The organism is Pseudomonas sp. LTJR-52, from assembly GCF_003691465.1.
Classification (GTDB): domain Bacteria; phylum Pseudomonadota; class Gammaproteobacteria; order Pseudomonadales; family Pseudomonadaceae; genus Chryseomonas; species Chryseomonas luteola.
The window spans coordinates 1,079,215-1,095,262 of the sequence record NZ_CP033105.1; the positions used below are offsets into that span (position 1 = coordinate 1,079,215).

11 protein-coding genes are annotated in these 16,048 nt (G+C 57.2%); 4 read left to right on the plus strand and 7 right to left on the minus strand.

Features of this window, described 5'->3' with window-relative positions; genetic code table 11:
• Nucleotides 1-16: 16 nt before the first annotated feature.
• The 4 genes from EAW52_RS04925 to EAW52_RS04945 all read left to right on the plus strand — a co-directional run bounded on the left by EAW52_RS04925 (nt 17) and on the right by EAW52_RS04945 (nt 5,590).
• Entirely contained in the window at nt 17-733 is a 717-nt protein-coding gene (locus EAW52_RS04925) for a class I SAM-dependent methyltransferase (protein ID WP_122041626.1), read from the plus strand.
• Nucleotides 734-1,664: 931 nt separating this feature from the next.
• A complete protein-coding gene (locus EAW52_RS04935; RefSeq protein WP_122041628.1) occupies nt 1,665-4,241 on the plus strand; it encodes an EAL domain-containing protein in 2,577 nt (858 codons plus the stop codon).
• 230 nt (nt 4,242-4,471) lie between these two features.
• Nucleotides 4,472-5,101 (plus strand): LysE family translocator, encoded by a 630-nt coding sequence (locus EAW52_RS04940; RefSeq protein ID WP_122041629.1) that lies wholly within the window; start codon nt 4,472-4,474, stop codon nt 5,099-5,101.
• Between the two features lie 15 nt (nt 5,102-5,116).
• A complete protein-coding gene (locus EAW52_RS04945) occupies nt 5,117-5,590 on the plus strand; it encodes a GNAT family N-acetyltransferase (protein ID WP_122041630.1) in 474 nt (157 codons plus the stop codon).
• A 110-nt stretch (nt 5,591-5,700) separates the two neighbouring features.
• Here the strand turns inward: EAW52_RS04945 and EAW52_RS04950 are convergent, their stop codons facing one another.
• Genes EAW52_RS04950 through EAW52_RS04980 form a run of 7 tightly spaced genes read right to left on the minus strand, consistent with a single transcriptional unit; the run spans nt 5,701 to nt 16,048 of the window.
• Nucleotides 5,701-8,847: a multidrug efflux RND transporter permease subunit gene (locus EAW52_RS04950; protein ID WP_122041631.1), complete on the minus strand. Its 3,147-nt coding sequence runs from the start codon at nt 8,845-8,847 to the stop codon at nt 5,701-5,703.
• A 9-nt stretch (nt 8,848-8,856) separates the two neighbouring features.
• Nucleotides 8,857-9,999 (minus strand): efflux RND transporter periplasmic adaptor subunit, encoded by a 1,143-nt coding sequence (locus EAW52_RS04955; RefSeq protein ID WP_122041632.1) that lies wholly within the window; start codon nt 9,997-9,999, stop codon nt 8,857-8,859.
• Nucleotides 9,996-10,484, minus strand: coding sequence for a GNAT family N-acetyltransferase (locus tag EAW52_RS04960; RefSeq protein ID WP_010795772.1), 489 nt, complete (start codon nt 10,482-10,484; stop codon nt 9,996-9,998). Before EAW52_RS04960 ends, EAW52_RS04955 begins: the two co-directional genes overlap by 4 nt.
• Before the next feature lie 14 nt (nt 10,485-10,498).
• A complete protein-coding gene (locus tag EAW52_RS04965) occupies nt 10,499-12,115 on the minus strand; it encodes an ABC transporter ATP-binding protein (RefSeq protein WP_122041633.1) in 1,617 nt (538 codons plus the stop codon).
• Nucleotides 12,115-13,140 (minus strand): ABC transporter permease, encoded by a 1,026-nt coding sequence (locus tag EAW52_RS04970; RefSeq protein WP_122041634.1) that lies wholly within the window; start codon nt 13,138-13,140, stop codon nt 12,115-12,117. The genes EAW52_RS04965 and EAW52_RS04970 overlap by 1 nt, the downstream gene beginning before the upstream one ends.
• Complete coding sequence (locus EAW52_RS04975) at nt 13,140-14,213, minus strand: microcin C ABC transporter permease YejB (protein WP_122041635.1); 1,074 nt, start codon at nt 14,211-14,213, stop codon at nt 13,140-13,142. The genes EAW52_RS04970 and EAW52_RS04975 overlap by 1 nt, the downstream gene beginning before the upstream one ends.
• Complete coding sequence (locus EAW52_RS04980; protein ID WP_122044724.1) at nt 14,213-16,048, minus strand: extracellular solute-binding protein; 1,836 nt, start codon at nt 16,046-16,048, stop codon at nt 14,213-14,215. The genes EAW52_RS04975 and EAW52_RS04980 overlap by 1 nt, the downstream gene beginning before the upstream one ends.

Consider the following 16,048-nt stretch of genomic DNA (forward strand, 5'->3'; position numbering starts at 1 on the left):
GAACTGGAGAATCTCTATGGACCACAGCACTGAAAATCCTGCTGCAAAGTTTGACTCATCCCGCGCTAATGAATATGGACAACAGAGCCGAATTGCTCTTGCTGGTTATGAAGCCTGTCATGATCTAGCTGCCTGTGTTCTTACAGCCAGTCTTGGAAATATAACTTCTGCACGTATCTTAGTCGTTGGCGTGGGAGGTACTGCTCAAGAAATCATATCGCTGTCGGCCCTTGAGCCAACGTGGAGCTTCGTTGCTGTTGATCCATCGCCATCCATGCTGGAGACCGCAGCCGAGCAGTTAAAAAAACATGGGCTGATGGATAAGGTTCAATTGCTGTTGGGCACGGTTGAGGATCTACCAACCGATACGGCATATGACGCTGCGACGTTGATCGGTGTGCTGCATCATATTCCGGGAGATGATCCCAAGAAAAAGTTGCTGCGCTCGATCCAGACTCGCTTGAAAGCGGGTGCCCCGCTGGTTGTGGCAGCTAACCACTATGCCTATGCAGATCAACCATTTTTGCTCAAGGTATGGGGTGAGCGCTGGCGGCAGCAGGGTGCTACTGCAGATGAGGTCAGAGCCAAGCTCGGCAAAATTTTACAAGGAGCAGATCCGCCTCATTCCGAGTCCGCCGTTCAGGGCCTTTTGTATGAAGCTGGATTTAGTGACTTCCAGCGTTTTTTCAGTAGCCTTTTCTGGGGCGCCTGGGTAACACATAAGGTAATCTAAAACAGTCATTGGCTCTTAGAGCCGCTAACAAACCCCCTCCAATGAATGTAGACAGATGAAGCTGCAGGCTAGGGATAACAAGGTTCGGTGAATATCGAGCCCGCGTTCAAACTGAATACGCAGTTTATCCCTATCAGCCCACCAGGCGTGGGTATGCTCCATTACCCCAGCGGTGCTGGCCGAGCCGTTTCTTGCTTTTCCTTTACGTGCGATTCGATCAGTGATCCCTAGCTATCAGTGTGTAGCTTCTCTACAAGATCGTAGACTGGATGAGCCGTTAGTAGAGGGTATAGCGGACCAGCCTTTCCCATGGCGGCCGCATCTTGACGACGGTGACTCGTGTCAGCTTCAGATGGCCGCGAAAATCCATTTCATCATCGGCATGGGCTCAGAGTACCTCGGTCGTGTCGCCAGCATCAGCTGTCCCTTAGCAGGCATACCTATCAAGGTTCAGCCTGCATGGGAGATACCACTGGATCAGACCGATACAAGCGAGACTACCCATGTACCCGTACTGCTATGTGCCGCCTGCAAAAAAATGCTAGACCTAGACAACGACTCGAATGTCGTTGTCCTTAGAAATACTGGGTACGTTGAGGCGAAGGCTATTACTCATTACGGCATATGTATTGAACTGACGTTAAAAGAGAAGTTAAAGCCAAGGTCTGTCGCTTCTGCCAATAGAGGCTTGCGTAAATTTAATCCCGCACCGGTTGCAGCCTGAAGAATTGAAATCTTCATCCGACACGGCAGGGAACAGTCACAGCCTATATCGATCTAGTAGCTTTTTGCTGCTTGTTGAACAAAGTAAGTGCGTAAGAGTGAGATGCCAAATGGATGAAGACGTATACAGCCTGCGTATCACGTTTTCGGGCACTGATTCACTTCCAGCGTATCTATAACTTTACCTATATTTTGGTGCAGATTGAGCATGTCTATAACCGCAGCTCTTAATCGTTTACTTGCAAACATTCCAGAACGTTTCCATTTTGCGCTCGGCAAAAACGACGTTCACGAGTGGGAGCTAGATATCCAGACGGGGAGACTGACCTTTTCGACCGACCCGGGGATATTCAAAGATATAGGCAGCATAGAACTCTTTTTCGAGGCTCTGCACCCTGAAGACAGGGACGTGGCCAAGCGTATTACTAAAAGCATCTTGCTCAAGGCCAACCGCTTTCGCTACGAATGCCGCTTTGTCACAAGTCAGGGTGACATACGCTGGATTGCTGTCAACGGCTGCTCGGAGGGACAAGCTGGTTGCATCGAGCGGTTGTATGGATTTACTCAAGACATTACTGAGAGTAAACGTGCCGACATCATCGCCAAAGGTCAAAGGCAAGCTCTTGAGCTAGCCATGACCAGCGCTCCGCTGAAAGAGGTCCTTGAGCTTTTGTGCAATCTGGCCGAGGAGCAAATTGGTGGCAAGGTAGTGTCGTCCATTATGCTGCTCGATACGGATCAGAAGCATTTAAGAAGCGGCGCGGCTCCATCATTGCCAGCTAAATACAGTCTATCGCTTGATGGCTTAGCCATTGGACCAGATGTTGGTTCCTGTGGGGCCGCTGCATTTTTTGCCAAGACAATAATCGCTACAGATATCGAGAATGACGAACGCTGGCGTCAGTTTTCTCACTTGGTATCACCCTACGGATTTCGCTCCTGTTGGTCAGTACCTCTGCTCTCAACCAAAGGCACTGTGCAGGGGATAATGGCGCTTTATAGCCGAAAAATGAGAAGCCCCACCGACTGGGAGCTTTACTCGATAGAGCTATTGGCCAATACCGCTTCACTGATTATCGAGCGCTATCGTGAGACACAAGAGCGAAACAGGGCTGAGTTGCGCTTCCGCTCATTGGTGAACGCAACGAATGCCATCGTCTGGACAACGTCCAAAGACGTCGAAGTCTTTACGCCTCAGCTCGAGTGGGCCAGATTTACAGGCTTCACTCCCGAACAAGTGGATGGGATGGGGTGGCTCAATGCGATTCATCCAGATGATCGCGACATTATGCTAAATCTAGTTTCCCGTATGCGCCACGAGGCTACCCCTATTCACACCGAGGTGCGTTTGAAGCGTGCCGATGGCGAGTTCCGAGAAATGGAGTTGCACGCTGTGCCCATTCTTGACTCCTCGGGTGCGGTCAAAGAATGGGCAGGTAGTTACGTGGATATCACCGAACGCAAGCAGTCCGAGAACCGTCTCCGTCACATGGCTACATACGACGCTCTGACGGGCTTGCCTAACCGAGCATACCTTAACGAGCATTTGCAGGAGCTACTCGATTTCACCTCGCCCACCGAGCGTATCGCAATCATGCTAATTGACCTCGATCGTTTCAAGCGCATCAATGACTCGATGGGGCACAAGGCAGGTGACGAGCTGCTCTGCATCATTGCCAAGCGCCTGCAGGACGCGCTTCTGACAGGTAACCTAGTCGCTCGTCTGGGTGGGGATGAGTTCATAATCGTAGCGCATGCCAATGATGGAAAAACTTCGGCGGAATTACTGGCAAAAAGATTGTTGGGCATTGTTGCCTTACCCGTATACGTTGGTGGTAATCAGCTTTTTTCTAATGCATCAATTGGGATCTGCCTGTACCCAGATGACGGTCAGCGTAACGACATTCTTATACAAAATGCTGACATCGCTATGTACAAGGCCAAGGCAGACGGAGGGAATCGCTATAGCTTCTTCTCAAAAGAAATGAGCACTGCCATGAAAGACCGCATGGCATTGGAGATTGCTCTTCAAGGCGCGCTTGACCGAGGCGAGTTCGTACTCTACTACCAACCGAGGGTCAGTTTACCCGATGAGAAACTCAAGGGCTTCGAAGCCCTGATCCGCTGGAAAAGCCCGGAGCGCGGCCTGGTTTCGCCATTAGATTTTATTCCAATCGCTGAAGAGACCGGTCTGATTAACGAAATCGGAGCCTGGGTGCTAAGACAAGCCTGCGCTGACATAAAGACCTTAAGTTTGCGTATGGGTTACGCCCTGTGCGTATCAGTAAACCTGTCGCCCAAACAATTGATGTGCTCCAATCTGACCCAGAAGGTCAAAAGTGCTTTGAATCAAGCAGGCCTGTCGCCAGAGCAGCTGGAGCTCGAACTGACCGAGGGCGCTTTCATTCACGACATCGAAGCATCAGCCCTGGCCATGGAGGACTTGAAATCACTCGGTGTACTATTGGCGGTTGATGATTTCGGAACGGGACATGCCGGCATATCGTATCTGCGCCAATTTCCTATCAATGTTGTCAAACTGGATCGTACGTTCATCGCACCCAATGGTTGTGAGTCCAATTCATCAGGGTTCATGAAGGCATTATCGGACATGGCCCATGCGCTAGGGCTCTATGTCGTCGCAGAGGGTGTAGAGGACAAGGAGACCTTGGAGCTCCTTTGCAAAGCTCAGTGCGACGAGGCGCAAGGTTATCTATTCGCAAAACCGCTACCGTGGCCTGAGCTACTTGCTTACGTAGATAAGGTGTCAGTGACGAGCGACTGACTATCCTTGCCAATTCTGGGTTTTGACGTCTTGATCATCATGCCGTATCGCTTGATGTATGCCCTAAGGGCTACACAAAAAGGCTCTCACTGAGTACATAAAGGGCCTGACCTGAAATGAGGGTCTTAACCTTCTCATCAACCGAGCTCGAACTTCAGCATTCTCTTGGCAGGGCAGGTAAAGTGTCACGATAGTGATGCGGTAACATCTGTGATCCTGTGGAGAGCTCCATGACGCTGCATGTCTGGTTTGTCTTTTGTGTTGCTTACCTGGTAACAACGCTTTCTCCCGGGCCCAACGTCCTTTTGGTCATTCGCAATACCTTGCGCTATGGCGCACGGGGAACGCTGGCGACCCTGGCAGGTAACCTGACGGCGCAGCTATTCGTGATCATTCTTGTGGCGCTTGGCATAGGCGCTCTGGTGGCAGCCATGCCGATGGCGTTTCTGGCGATGAAGCTGATCGGAGCGGCTTATCTGATCTATCTTGGTTTTGTGCAGCTGCTCAAACGTCAGCCCGGATCGTCTACGGTCACACCAGCCAGTGCGCCCCGTGTCTCGTCGCCCAAGGTTTTTGGCGAAGCGCTGCTGGTATCAATCAGCAATCCGAAAACGCTTATCTTCTTTTCCGCTTTCTTGCCGCAATTCATCGAGCCGGGACGGTCATTGGTTGTACAGTTCACCACGATGTACCTGACCATCGCCTTGATTGTCGTGACGGTACACTGTGTGTATTGCTTCAGTGTGTCCAGGCTCAGCAGGCGGCTTTCCGCGAGCCGTTGGGTCACGGCGATCAAGCGGGCCAGCGGCGTGTTATTCGTAGGGCTGGGCGTAAAGCTGTTGATGGCCCGGCAGGCCTAAGAGGAGGTTTGCACCATGACTGCCACACTAAGCGCACCGATTCCCAGTGATTACGAGGCACTGGTTGCCTGGGTGCCTACGGCTGACGCCTGCGCACGCTGGGCAGGGCCCCAACTTAGATATCCGTTCACCGCCACTGAGTTGCCGGAACTGCTGGAGGTGCCCGGTAAGAGCTTTTCATTGGTAGAGGGCGTCAACCGGCCGCTTGCCTTTGGGCAATACCGAACCGTCTCGCCCGATACCGTCCACCTGTGCCGCATTATCGTCTCGCCTGACTGGCGGGGCCACGGTTATGGCAAGCAGTTGTGCGAGCAACTGATTCGGCAGGCTGTGGCGGACACAGGCGCTTCCATGGTTACGCTGCGCGTCTACCGGGACAATGCCGTGGCACAGTCGCTGTACCACAAGCTCGGCTTCAAACCAGTGGAGCTGCGCTCGGATGTGGATGTCATTGGCATGCGACTGATCCTGGCCGAGCAAGCCGGTTAGCAGCCGAGCGGCTCATTCTTTAAAAGCCAGATCAACCGGTCTACCGCCCACTGGAAACCCAAGTGTTTGGCAGGACCTATAGGTTGCGAAACCAGAGCAAAAGCGGCGCATCAGGGCGTAAGCTCATGCGCCGTCCTGTCCGTAGGGGCGGAAGACGCAGCAGAGGTCGTGCGCCGTTTGAAGCGCATGACCAGTGCATACAGGAGCGGGACGAAAAACAGGGTCAGCAGCGTGGCCGAGAGCATGCCGCCGAAAACGCTGGTGCCAATGGCGTGCTGGCTGGCCGATCCCGGGCCCTGGGAAAACATGAGGGGCAGCACGCCGAACATAAAGGCTAGGGACGTCATGACAATAGGGCGCAGGCGCATCCGGGCGGCGTCCAGAATGGCCTGACGCAAGGGAGTGCCCTCAAGCTGGAGTTCGCGGGCGACTTCGATGATGAGGATGGCGTTCTTGGCAGTGAGGCCCATGATGGTGATGAGGCCGACCTTGAAGTACAGGTCGTCCGGCAGTCCGCGCAGCGTAGTGGCCATGACCGCACCGATGATGCCCAGCGGAATCGCCAGGATGACCGCAAAAGGTACCGACCAGCTCTCGTAGAGCGCCGCCAGGCACAGGAAGATTACCAGAATGGACAGACCGAACAGCAGAGGTGTCTGATCCCCGGACAGCCGCTCCTGATAGGACTGGCCTGCCCATTCGTAGCCGACGCCGGTGGGTAGCTCACCTACCAGGCGTGCCATGGTGTCCATCGCCTGGGTGGTGCTGTAGCCCGCCGCCGGTGTGGCGTTGATGGAGAGCGACGGGAAGCCGTTGAAGTGCTCGATAGCCATCGTGCCCACCGTCCATCTAAGCGTCACGAAGGTGCTTAGCGGCACCATCTCGCCGTCGGCATTACGAACGCGAGCCTGGAGCAGGCTGTCAGGTTGTTGCCGGTCCTTGCCCTCGGCCTGGATGACGACTCGGCGGACCTGATTGTCATGGATGAAATCTCCCACATAGAGCGAGCCGTAAAGGGTCGCCATGGTCGAATTGATCTCATCCACCGAGACGCCCATGCTTTGGGCTTTCAAGCGGTCGATGGAGACCTTGAGCTGCGGCGTGTCGTCCTGCCCCGAGTAGGTGGCGGTGGCGAATACAGGATTCTGCCGTGCCAGTGCCAGGAGCTTGTCCTTTGCCGCGATCAGCGCTTCATGTCCTAGCCCTGCGCGATCCTGCAGGCGCATGTCGATACCCGCCGTGCGCCCCATGGAGGGCAGGGGCGGAGTGTTCAGCGCCTGGATAGTGACGTTGGGAATAGACGAAGAGCCATCGGCGAAATGCTGATTCAGCCGCGCGATAATGGCATCCACATGTTGGTCAGGGGCCTTGCGCTCGGACCAATCTTTAAGGCTTGGCCAGATCATGGCGGCATTCTCGCCGCCGCCGAAATAACTAAAGCCCTGCAGGGTGAAGAGCTGGCCGACCGAAGGGTCGCTGCGCAGATAGGCCTGTACCTCCTCTACCACCTGATGCGTCATTTCCTGCGTCGAGCCGGTGGGAAGCAGCACGACAGTGGCAAAACTGCCCTTGTCTTCGTTCGGCACAAAGGAGCCGGGCAGGCGGCTGAACAGAAGCGCCAGCACGGCCAGCAGAACGAGATACAGCAGCACGAAGCGCACCGGGCGATTCAGGACACCGCCCAGGCTGCGTTGATAGCCTGCCGATAGGGAAGCCGCCCAGCGGCCCACCTTGCCCAGGCTGAGCGTATGGGACACTGCCGGTTTGAGCAGCGTTGCGCACAGGGCGGGCGTCAGCGTGAGCGCCAGAAATGCCGAGAAGGCCATCGGCACGGCCAGCGCCACGGAGAACTGCCGGTAGATCGAGCCCGTAGCGCCCTCGAAAAACGCCATCGGGATGAACACGGCAGTGAGTACCAGCGTAATTGCCACAATAGCGCCGCTGATCTGCTGCATGGCCTTGAGCGTTGCCTCACGGGGCGCCAGTCCTTCCTCGCGCATGATGCGTTCGACGTTTTCCACCACTACGATGGCATCATCCACCAGAATCCCGATAGCCAGGACCATGCCGAACAGGGTCAGCACGTTGATGGAGAAACCCAGTGCCAACATAGCGCCACAGGTGCCGGCCAGGGCTATTGGTACCACGATGGACGGGATCAGCGTGGCGCGCAGGTTTTGCAGAAACACCAGCATGACCAGAAAGACTAGCACCATCGCCTCGATCAGCGTATAGGCCACTTTCACGATGGACATATGCACGTAGGTCGTCGTATCGAACGCCGTCTGGTAGTGCATGCCCGGTGGGAACTGCTGGGACAACTCCGCCAGTGTGGCCTTGACCGCCTGCGCCGTGCTAAGCGCGTTGGCGCCGGGGGCAAGCTTGATGGAAATGGCGCCGCAAGGCCTGCCGTTCACGTAAGACGGATAGGTGTAGTAGTTGCCGCCCAGCTCGACACGGGCCACATCCTGAATGCGCAGGGCCGACCCGTCCGGGTTGACTCGCAAGGGAACCGCGCCAAAGGACTGCGGCGTATCGAGGGTTTCCTCAACCGTCAGCGGGGCCGTCAGTGTGGTATTGGCGGGCACCGGAGGCGTGCCAATGGCGCCGAGGGTAATGCGCTCGTTGTAGCGGTTGATGGCGCTGACCATATCTGAAGTGGTCACGCCCATGGCGGTGAGCTTGTGGACGTCCGGCCAGATCCGCATGGCGTATTCGGGACTATAGACCTCTACCTTGCCTACGCCGGGCACGCGCAGCAGGGCAGGGCGTACCACGGTGGTGGCGTAGTCGCCCATCTGGATATGTGTGACGTTCGGGTTGTCTGCCAGGAGCGTGACGAACAGCAGGTCGTTGTCACCACTCTTGTCCACTTCGATGCCCTGGCGCCGCACGCTTTCCGGCAGACGCTCCTCGACGCGCTTGATGCGGTTCTGCACTTCAATGGAAGCGATCTGCGGATTGGTGCCCGGCTCGAAGGACAGGCCGATTTCTACCTCGCCCGTGGCGGTACTGTCGGAGGCGAAGTACAGCAGTCCCTCGATACCACTCAGCTCGCGTTCGATCACCGAGGTGACAGTGCGCTCGATAACCTCGGCTGATGCGCCTGGGTAATAGGCCTGTATGCCTACCCGCGGAGGCGAGACGTTGGGGTATTGCTCTACCGCCAGACGCAGCGCCGTGAGGCCGCCGCCCAGAAAAATCATGATGGCGACGACCCAGGCGAACACCGGGCGGGCAATGAAAAACGAGGACATGGTCTGCGCTTACTCTTTTGAGGCGACGGGCTGGGTCGTCAGGGCGGCTTGCTTGGGCTCTACGGCCTGACCGTCCTTCAGGGCGCTGCCACTGAGGATGACCCGCTCGCCAGCTTTCAGACCGTCGGTGACGCGCCATTGATTGCCTTCGAGCGTATCGGCGGAAATCGGGCGGCTGTGGGCGTGGTTGGTCTCGTCGACAACCATGGTATAGGCGCCTTCACGGGTGCGTGTCAGGGCCTGCTGGGGAATAAGAACGGCCTGCGTCTGGCCGGGCTGCTGCAGCTCGACCTGCACATACATTCCGGGCAGCAGCAGATGGTCGGGGTTATCGAACACAGCCCGCATGGCTACCGTATCGGTCTTTTCATCCACGGCCCAATCGGAGAAGAGCAGGGTGCCGTTCAAGGGGTAGGTCGAGCCATTGCTCAGTCGCAGGCGCAGGATGGGCTTCTCGCGCTTGTCGGCCTGCTGAAGGCTCTGCCGGAGCGCCAGGGAATCAGCCATGGGCTGGGCAAAATTCACATAAATCGGGTCGATCTGTTCGACTGTAGTTAGCTTGGTGCCTTCATCCTGACCGACCAATGCACCCTCGGTGACCTCGGCCCGGCGTGCACGGCCGGCAATCGGAGAGGTCACGTTGGCATAGGCGAGCTTCAGGCGGGCGCTTTGTACCTTGGCTTCGGCGGCTTTCTCGGTTGCCCGTGCCTGCTTCTCTGTAAAGAAATCCTTGCGGTACTGCTGGGCGCTGATGGACTCATCGGCCATCAACTGTCTGGAGCGTTTGGCAATGTCTTCAGCGGCATCGGCAGCCGCCCGTGCCTGGGCCAGCTCGGCTTCTGCCGCCGCCAACTCGGCCTTGAGCGGAGCCGGGTCGATACGAAACAGCAACGTACCGGCTTTGACCTCCTGGCCCTCCTGGTAGGTGCGAGCCTCCACGATACCTTCCACGCGGGCACGGACTTCCGCCGTACGATAGGCCTCCATCCGGCCGGTGAGACGCGTGGTCAGCGGCTCCGTCGAGGGCGTAACCGTTGCGATGTCCACTTTCGGGACGGCTGGCGTTTGCGTTTCGGCTGCCTTTTCGGTGGGTTCACAACCTTGGAGCAACACGGCCAGTGCCAGCAGCGCGCCCTTTACCACATCCTTCATGCTCTCACCCGGGCCATGCAATAGACATCCACGTAGGCACCGTCACGATAGGCATAGGCGATCTGAGTGCCCTCGTGAACAAAGCCGAATTTTTCATACAGGGCGATAGCCGGCGCGTTATCCGTGTATACCGTCAGCTCAACACGCTTGAGGTTCATCCAGTTGTCGGCGGCATCGATCAGCGCCGCCATCAGCTGGGTTCCCACGCCTTTACCAGTGTGGTCATCCCCAACCGCAATGACCAGCTCCGCCACATGAATCCGCCGGCCTTTCATACGGTTGAGCGTTGCAAAGCCCAACACGTTGCCTTGCTGTTCGGCCAGTACCCGAACGTCTTCAGCGGGGTACTGCTTGATCCAGTCGCTCATGCTCTGAGTGGGTCGGTAGGGTAGGCGCAGCGTACCCCGGCGCGTGCCCGGCTGGTTCAGAATCGATGCCAAAGCCTCGGCATCGCTCTCGCGGATAGCGCGTAGGGTAATGGTCATGAGTCCTCCTTGATTCAGGCCCGTTGTCGGTCAACGATCTCGCCTGAGCGTTCCAATGGTGCGACCGACGCCGCCAGTAATTCCTGAGTATACGGGTGTTGTGGCGCCTGAAAGATCCGGCAGGCCTCGCCGTGTTCCACGACCTTGCCATCCTTGATGACAATCAGATCATGGGCCAATGCCCGAACCACGGCCAGATCGTGACTGATGAACAGATACGTTAGCCCATGGATCGCCTGTAGGTTACGCAACAGGTCGACAACCTGCTTTTGAACGGTACGATCCAGAGCCGACGTGGGCTCGTCCAGCAATATCAGCTCGGGTTGCAGCACAAGCGCCCTCGCGATGGCGATACGCTGGCGTTGGCCGCCCGAAAACTCATGAGGATAGCGGTGCCGTGTTTCAGGATCGAGACCTACTTCCTGTAAGACCCGAATGATCGCCGATTCCCGCTCTTTGGGTGTGCCGATCTCATGGATATCCAAACCCTCACGGATGATCTGCTCGACGGACATCCGTGGGCTCAGGCTGCCGAACGGGTCCTGAAACACAACCTGCATGTGGCGACGAAGCGGACGCATCTGCCTGGCGTTGAAGGTTTCGATCGACTGCCCCTGAAAGCGAATGCCGCCCTGGGCCTGCACCAGTCGCAGAATCGCCTGGCCCAGGGTGGACTTGCCTGAGCCGGACTCGCCCACGATGCCCAGGGTACGGCCTTTCTTTAGCTCGAAGCTCACACCGTCTACCGCCTTGACATAGTGGCGCTGGCGGCTGAACAACGGTTTGGGCAGCGGAAACCAGACGCGTACATCCTGCGCCTGTATCAGCGAGGCATCGCTGCTGGTTGGGACCGGCCCGCCGTCGGGTTCGGCATTGATCAGCGTGCGGGTATAGGTATGCTGAGGTGCGGAAAAAAGGGCCTGACAGCTGTTCTGCTCAACTACCACTCCGTTACGCATCACACAGACACGCTGGGCAATGCGCCGAACCAGGTTCAGGTCATGGCTGATAAGCAGCAACGACATGCCAAGGCGCGCCTGGAGGTCCTTCAGGAGTTCGAGGATCTTCTGCTGCACGGTCACGTCCAGGGCTGTGGTGGGCTCGTCGGCGATCAGCAATTCCGGCTCGTTGGCCAGCGCCATAGCGATCATCACCCGCTGGCGCTGGCCACCCGAGAGCTGATGCGGGTAGGCCTTGAGCCGCTTGAGCGGTTCGCGTATGCCGACCAGTTCCAATAACTCGATCACTCGTGCACGCGCGTGCTTGCCGCCCAAGCCCTTGTGCAACGCCAATACCTCGCTGATCTGCCGCTCCACAGTATGCAGCGGATTGAGGGATGTCATGGACTCCTGAAAGATCATGGCGATACGGTTGCCGCGCAGGGTGCGCAGGCGCTTTTCGTCTGCGGTCACGAGGTTTTCACCGTTGTAGCAGATGCCGCCGGAGGTTGTGGTAATGGAGGCAGGCAGCAGGCGCAGGATCGAGTGGGCCGTAACGGATTTGCCCGAGCCGGATTCGCCCACCAACGCCAGGCATTCGCCACGGCGAATATCCAGGTCGATACCGTGTACGACTTCCTGGCCGGAAAAAGCCACTTTCAGGCCACGGATTTCAATCAGATTCTCGGTCATCACACGGCCCTCGGGTCGAATGCATCACGGAAGGCTTCGCCAATAAAAACCAGCAGGCTCAAGATCAGGGCGAGGGCGAAAAAAGCGGTCATCGCCAGCCAGGGTGCTTGCAGGTTCTGCTTGCCTTCGTTGGCCAGCTCCCCTAGCGACGCAGTGCCGATCGGCAGGCCAAAGCCCAGGAAGTCCAAGGCGGTCAGCGTTGTAATGGCCCCGGTAATGATGAAGGGAACGTACGTAAGCGTGGAGGTCATCGCGTTAGGCAGGATATGCCGCCACATGACCTTGCGATCAGACAGCCCCAGCGCCCGTGCCGCTTTAACGTACTCCAGACTGCGCCCGCGCAGGAATTCGGCCCGAACCACGTCTACCAGCGCCAGCCAGGAAAAGAGCGCCATGATGCCCAGCAGCCACCAGAAGTTGGGTTCCACGAAGCCGGACAGGATGATCAGCAGGTACAGGACCGGCAGGCCTGACCAGATTTCGATAAAGCGCTGCCCCAGCAGGTCTACCCAGCCCCCGTGATAGCCCTGCAAGGCGCCTGCGGTGATCCCGATCACAGCGCTGACAGCCGTTAGTGCCAAGGCAAACAGGATGGAGATGCGTGCGCCGAAAATTACTCGTGCCAGCACATCACGGGCCTGACTGTCGGTGCCCAGCCAGTTTGTTTCCGACGGCGCACTGGGCGCCGGGACGGAGAGGTCGTAGTTCACCGTATCGTCACTGAACGGAATGGGTGGAAAGACCATCCAGCCGCCCTGATCCTTGATCAGTTTCTGTACGTACTCACTGCGATAGTCCGGCTGGAAGGGCAACTGGCCACCAAACTCGGTTTCGGTATAACGCTTGAATATCGGGAAATATAGCGAGCCGTGGTAGCCCACCACCAAGGGTTTGTCGTTGGCAATGAGTTCGCCACACAGGCAAGTCACCAGCAATGCGCAGAATATCCAGAGCGACCACCAGCCGCGACGGTTGGCCTTGAAGCGGGCAAAGCGGCGTTGGCTTAACGGAGACAGTGTCAGCATCAGGCGTTCCTCGCCGAAAAGTCGATGCGTGGATCGACCAGGGTGTAGGAGATGTCCCCGGCCAGTTTGATCAGCAGGCCAAACAGCGTGAAAATGAACAGCGAGCCGAACACCAGCGGATAGTCACGGTAGAGCGCCGCCTCGTAGCTCATGCGACCCAGTCCGTCGAGCGAAAAGATCACCTCAATCAGCAGGGAGCCGGCAAAGAACACCTCGATCAGTGCCTGGGGAATACCGGCAATGACCAGCAGCATGGCATTGCGAAAGACATGCTTGTACAGCACGCTGCGCTCAGTGAGCCCTTTGGCCCGCGCCGTGACCACATATTGGCGGCTGATTTCATTCAGAAAGCTGTTCTTGGTCAAAATGGTCAGGGTAGCGAACCCGCCAATGACCAAGGCCGAAACAGGCAGTACCAGATGCCAGAAATAGTCCAGTACCTTGCCCGCGAGGCTGAGCTGGTCAAAGTTTTCCGAGGTAAGCCCTACGGCGGGAAACAGGCTGAAGTAACTCCCACCGGCAAACACCACGATCAGGAACATGGCGAACAGAAAGGCCGGCAAGGCATAACCCACGATGATGGCAGTGCTGGTCCAGACATCGAATGCGCTGCCGTGGCGGATCGCCTTGCGTATCCCGAGGGGAATCGAGATCAGGTAAGTGATCAGTGTGGCCCAGAAGCCAAGTGAAAGGGATACCGGCAGCTTTTCCAGAATCAGGTCCGTTACCTTGGCACCACGGAAAAAGCTGTTACCAAAATCCAGGTGCGCGTAGTTCCTGATCATCAGCCAAAGGCGCTCAAGCGGTGGCTTGTCGAAGCCGTACTGCCGCTCGATTTCCTTGATCAGCTCAGGGTCCAGGCCTCTGCTACCTCGCGAGCCGGACGAGGCTCCGGCCGCTCCATCATGGCTACCTCCTGCAATACCGCCCTGGTTGCCCATGCCTTGCAGGCGAGCAATGGCCTGATCTACCGGGCCGCCAGGGGCCGCCTGGATAATGACAAAGTTGACGATCAGGATGACCAGAAGCGTAGGCACAATGAACAGCAGGCGTCTGAGAATATAGGCTGCCATCAGGGTTTCTCCTGTAGCCGTGCGGCCATCTGCTCGTGGGTGAGCGGGGTTGGACTGACTTCCCACCAGGTGTCGAGCCCCTCTTCATAAGCGGGTGCTATGGGGGGGCGGCCGAAACGGTTGCGGAACACGCTGGGCTCGCCGTCCGAGTAATAATGCGGAATCATGTAATAACCCCATTGCAGAACCCGATCGAGCGCGCGGGCGTAATGCACCATCTCATCCCGGCTTCTGGCATTGGCCACGCCTTCGATAAGCCGATCGACGACTGGATTCTTCAGGTTCATGGCGTTGGAGCTACCAACCCGGTTGGCACTGTCGGAGCCGTAATAATCAAAGAGTTCTCGCCCTGGCGATGCGCTGGGATCGCCACCCCGGGGAAAGCCGGTCACGATCATGTCGTAGTCGCGGCTGTTGGTGCGGTTGATGTACTGCGCTGTGTCCACATTGCGAATATTCAGCCCAATACCTATTTGGGCCAGCGTCCGCTTGAAGGGCAGCACCATTCGCTCAAAACCGGATTGCCCATTCAGAAAGGTAAAGATCAGGGGATCGCCGTTGGCGTTGACGAGCTGATCGCCTTGCGGATGCCAGCCGGCCTCCTCAAGCAGGCGCAGGGCTTCGAGCTGCTTGTCCCGAATAAAGCCCGAGCCATCGGTTTTGGGCGCCTGGAACACCTGGGTGAATACCTCATCCGGGATCTGGCCCCGGAAAGGTTCAAGAATACTCAGCTCCTGTGCGTCCGGCAGCTCTGTGGCGGCGATTTCGGTCTTGGGAAAGTAGCTCTGCTGGCGCTTGTAAAAGCTGCGCATGAGCTGTTTGTTGGTCCACTCGAAATCCCAGAGCATGGCAATGGCCTGGCGGACCCGGCGATCCTGAAAAAAGGGGTTATCCAGGTTGAAAACAAAGCCCTGGGCGCGGACAGGTTTGCCCGTCGCCAGGATGTCTTTCTGCAAGCGCCCATCGCGCAGGGCAGGGCTGTCGTAGCGGATGGTATAGCCTGTGGCGGAGTACTCGCGGTTGTAGTCGTACGCGCCGGCCAGCAGGAGTTCGCGGGCGACATCGGTGTCGGCAAAGAAGTCGACGGTGAGCGTGTCGAAATTGTACAGCCCTCGCGTCACCGGCTGATCCTTTGCCCACCAGTCCTTGACGCGCTCGAATGCGACGGTACGGCCCGGATCGACGTGCGAGACCTTGTAAGGTCCGCTCCCCAGCGGCGGCTCAAAGCCGTTACCGTTGGCAAAGTCCCGGTCTTTCCACCAGTGCGCTGGCAGGATGTGCATGGACGCCAGATCCAGCGCCAGACTGCGGTTTTCGTTCGTCTTGAAGGTAAATAGGATCTGCCGATCGCTTTCAACGGTGACATCTTTTACATCACCGTACAGTTGCCGAAAGCTCAGGCTTGCCTTGGTCATCAAGGTCTCAAAGGTGAAGCGAACATCCTCGGCCAAAACGGGCGTGCCGTCATGAAAGCGTGCCTTGGGGTTGAGAAAAAAGCGTACCCAACGGTTGTCCGGGTCGCGCTCCATTTTTTCGGCAATCAGGCCATATACCGTATAGGGCTCGTCCAGCGAGCGATAAGCCAATGGTTCGTAAACCCAGGTATCGACTTGCTCGACTCCTGTGCCCTTATCAAGATAGGGCAGCAGGAAGTTGAAACGGTCGATCGATTTGGCCGAGCGCCTGAGCGAACCTCCTTTAGGCGCGTCGGGATTCACATAGTCGAAATGCTCAAAGCCTTCGGGATACTTGGGCGGATCGCCATAGACCGTCATGTAGCTGTGTGGCGTAGCCAATAACGCCGATGAAACGAGGCAGGAAACAAGCAGTACCAT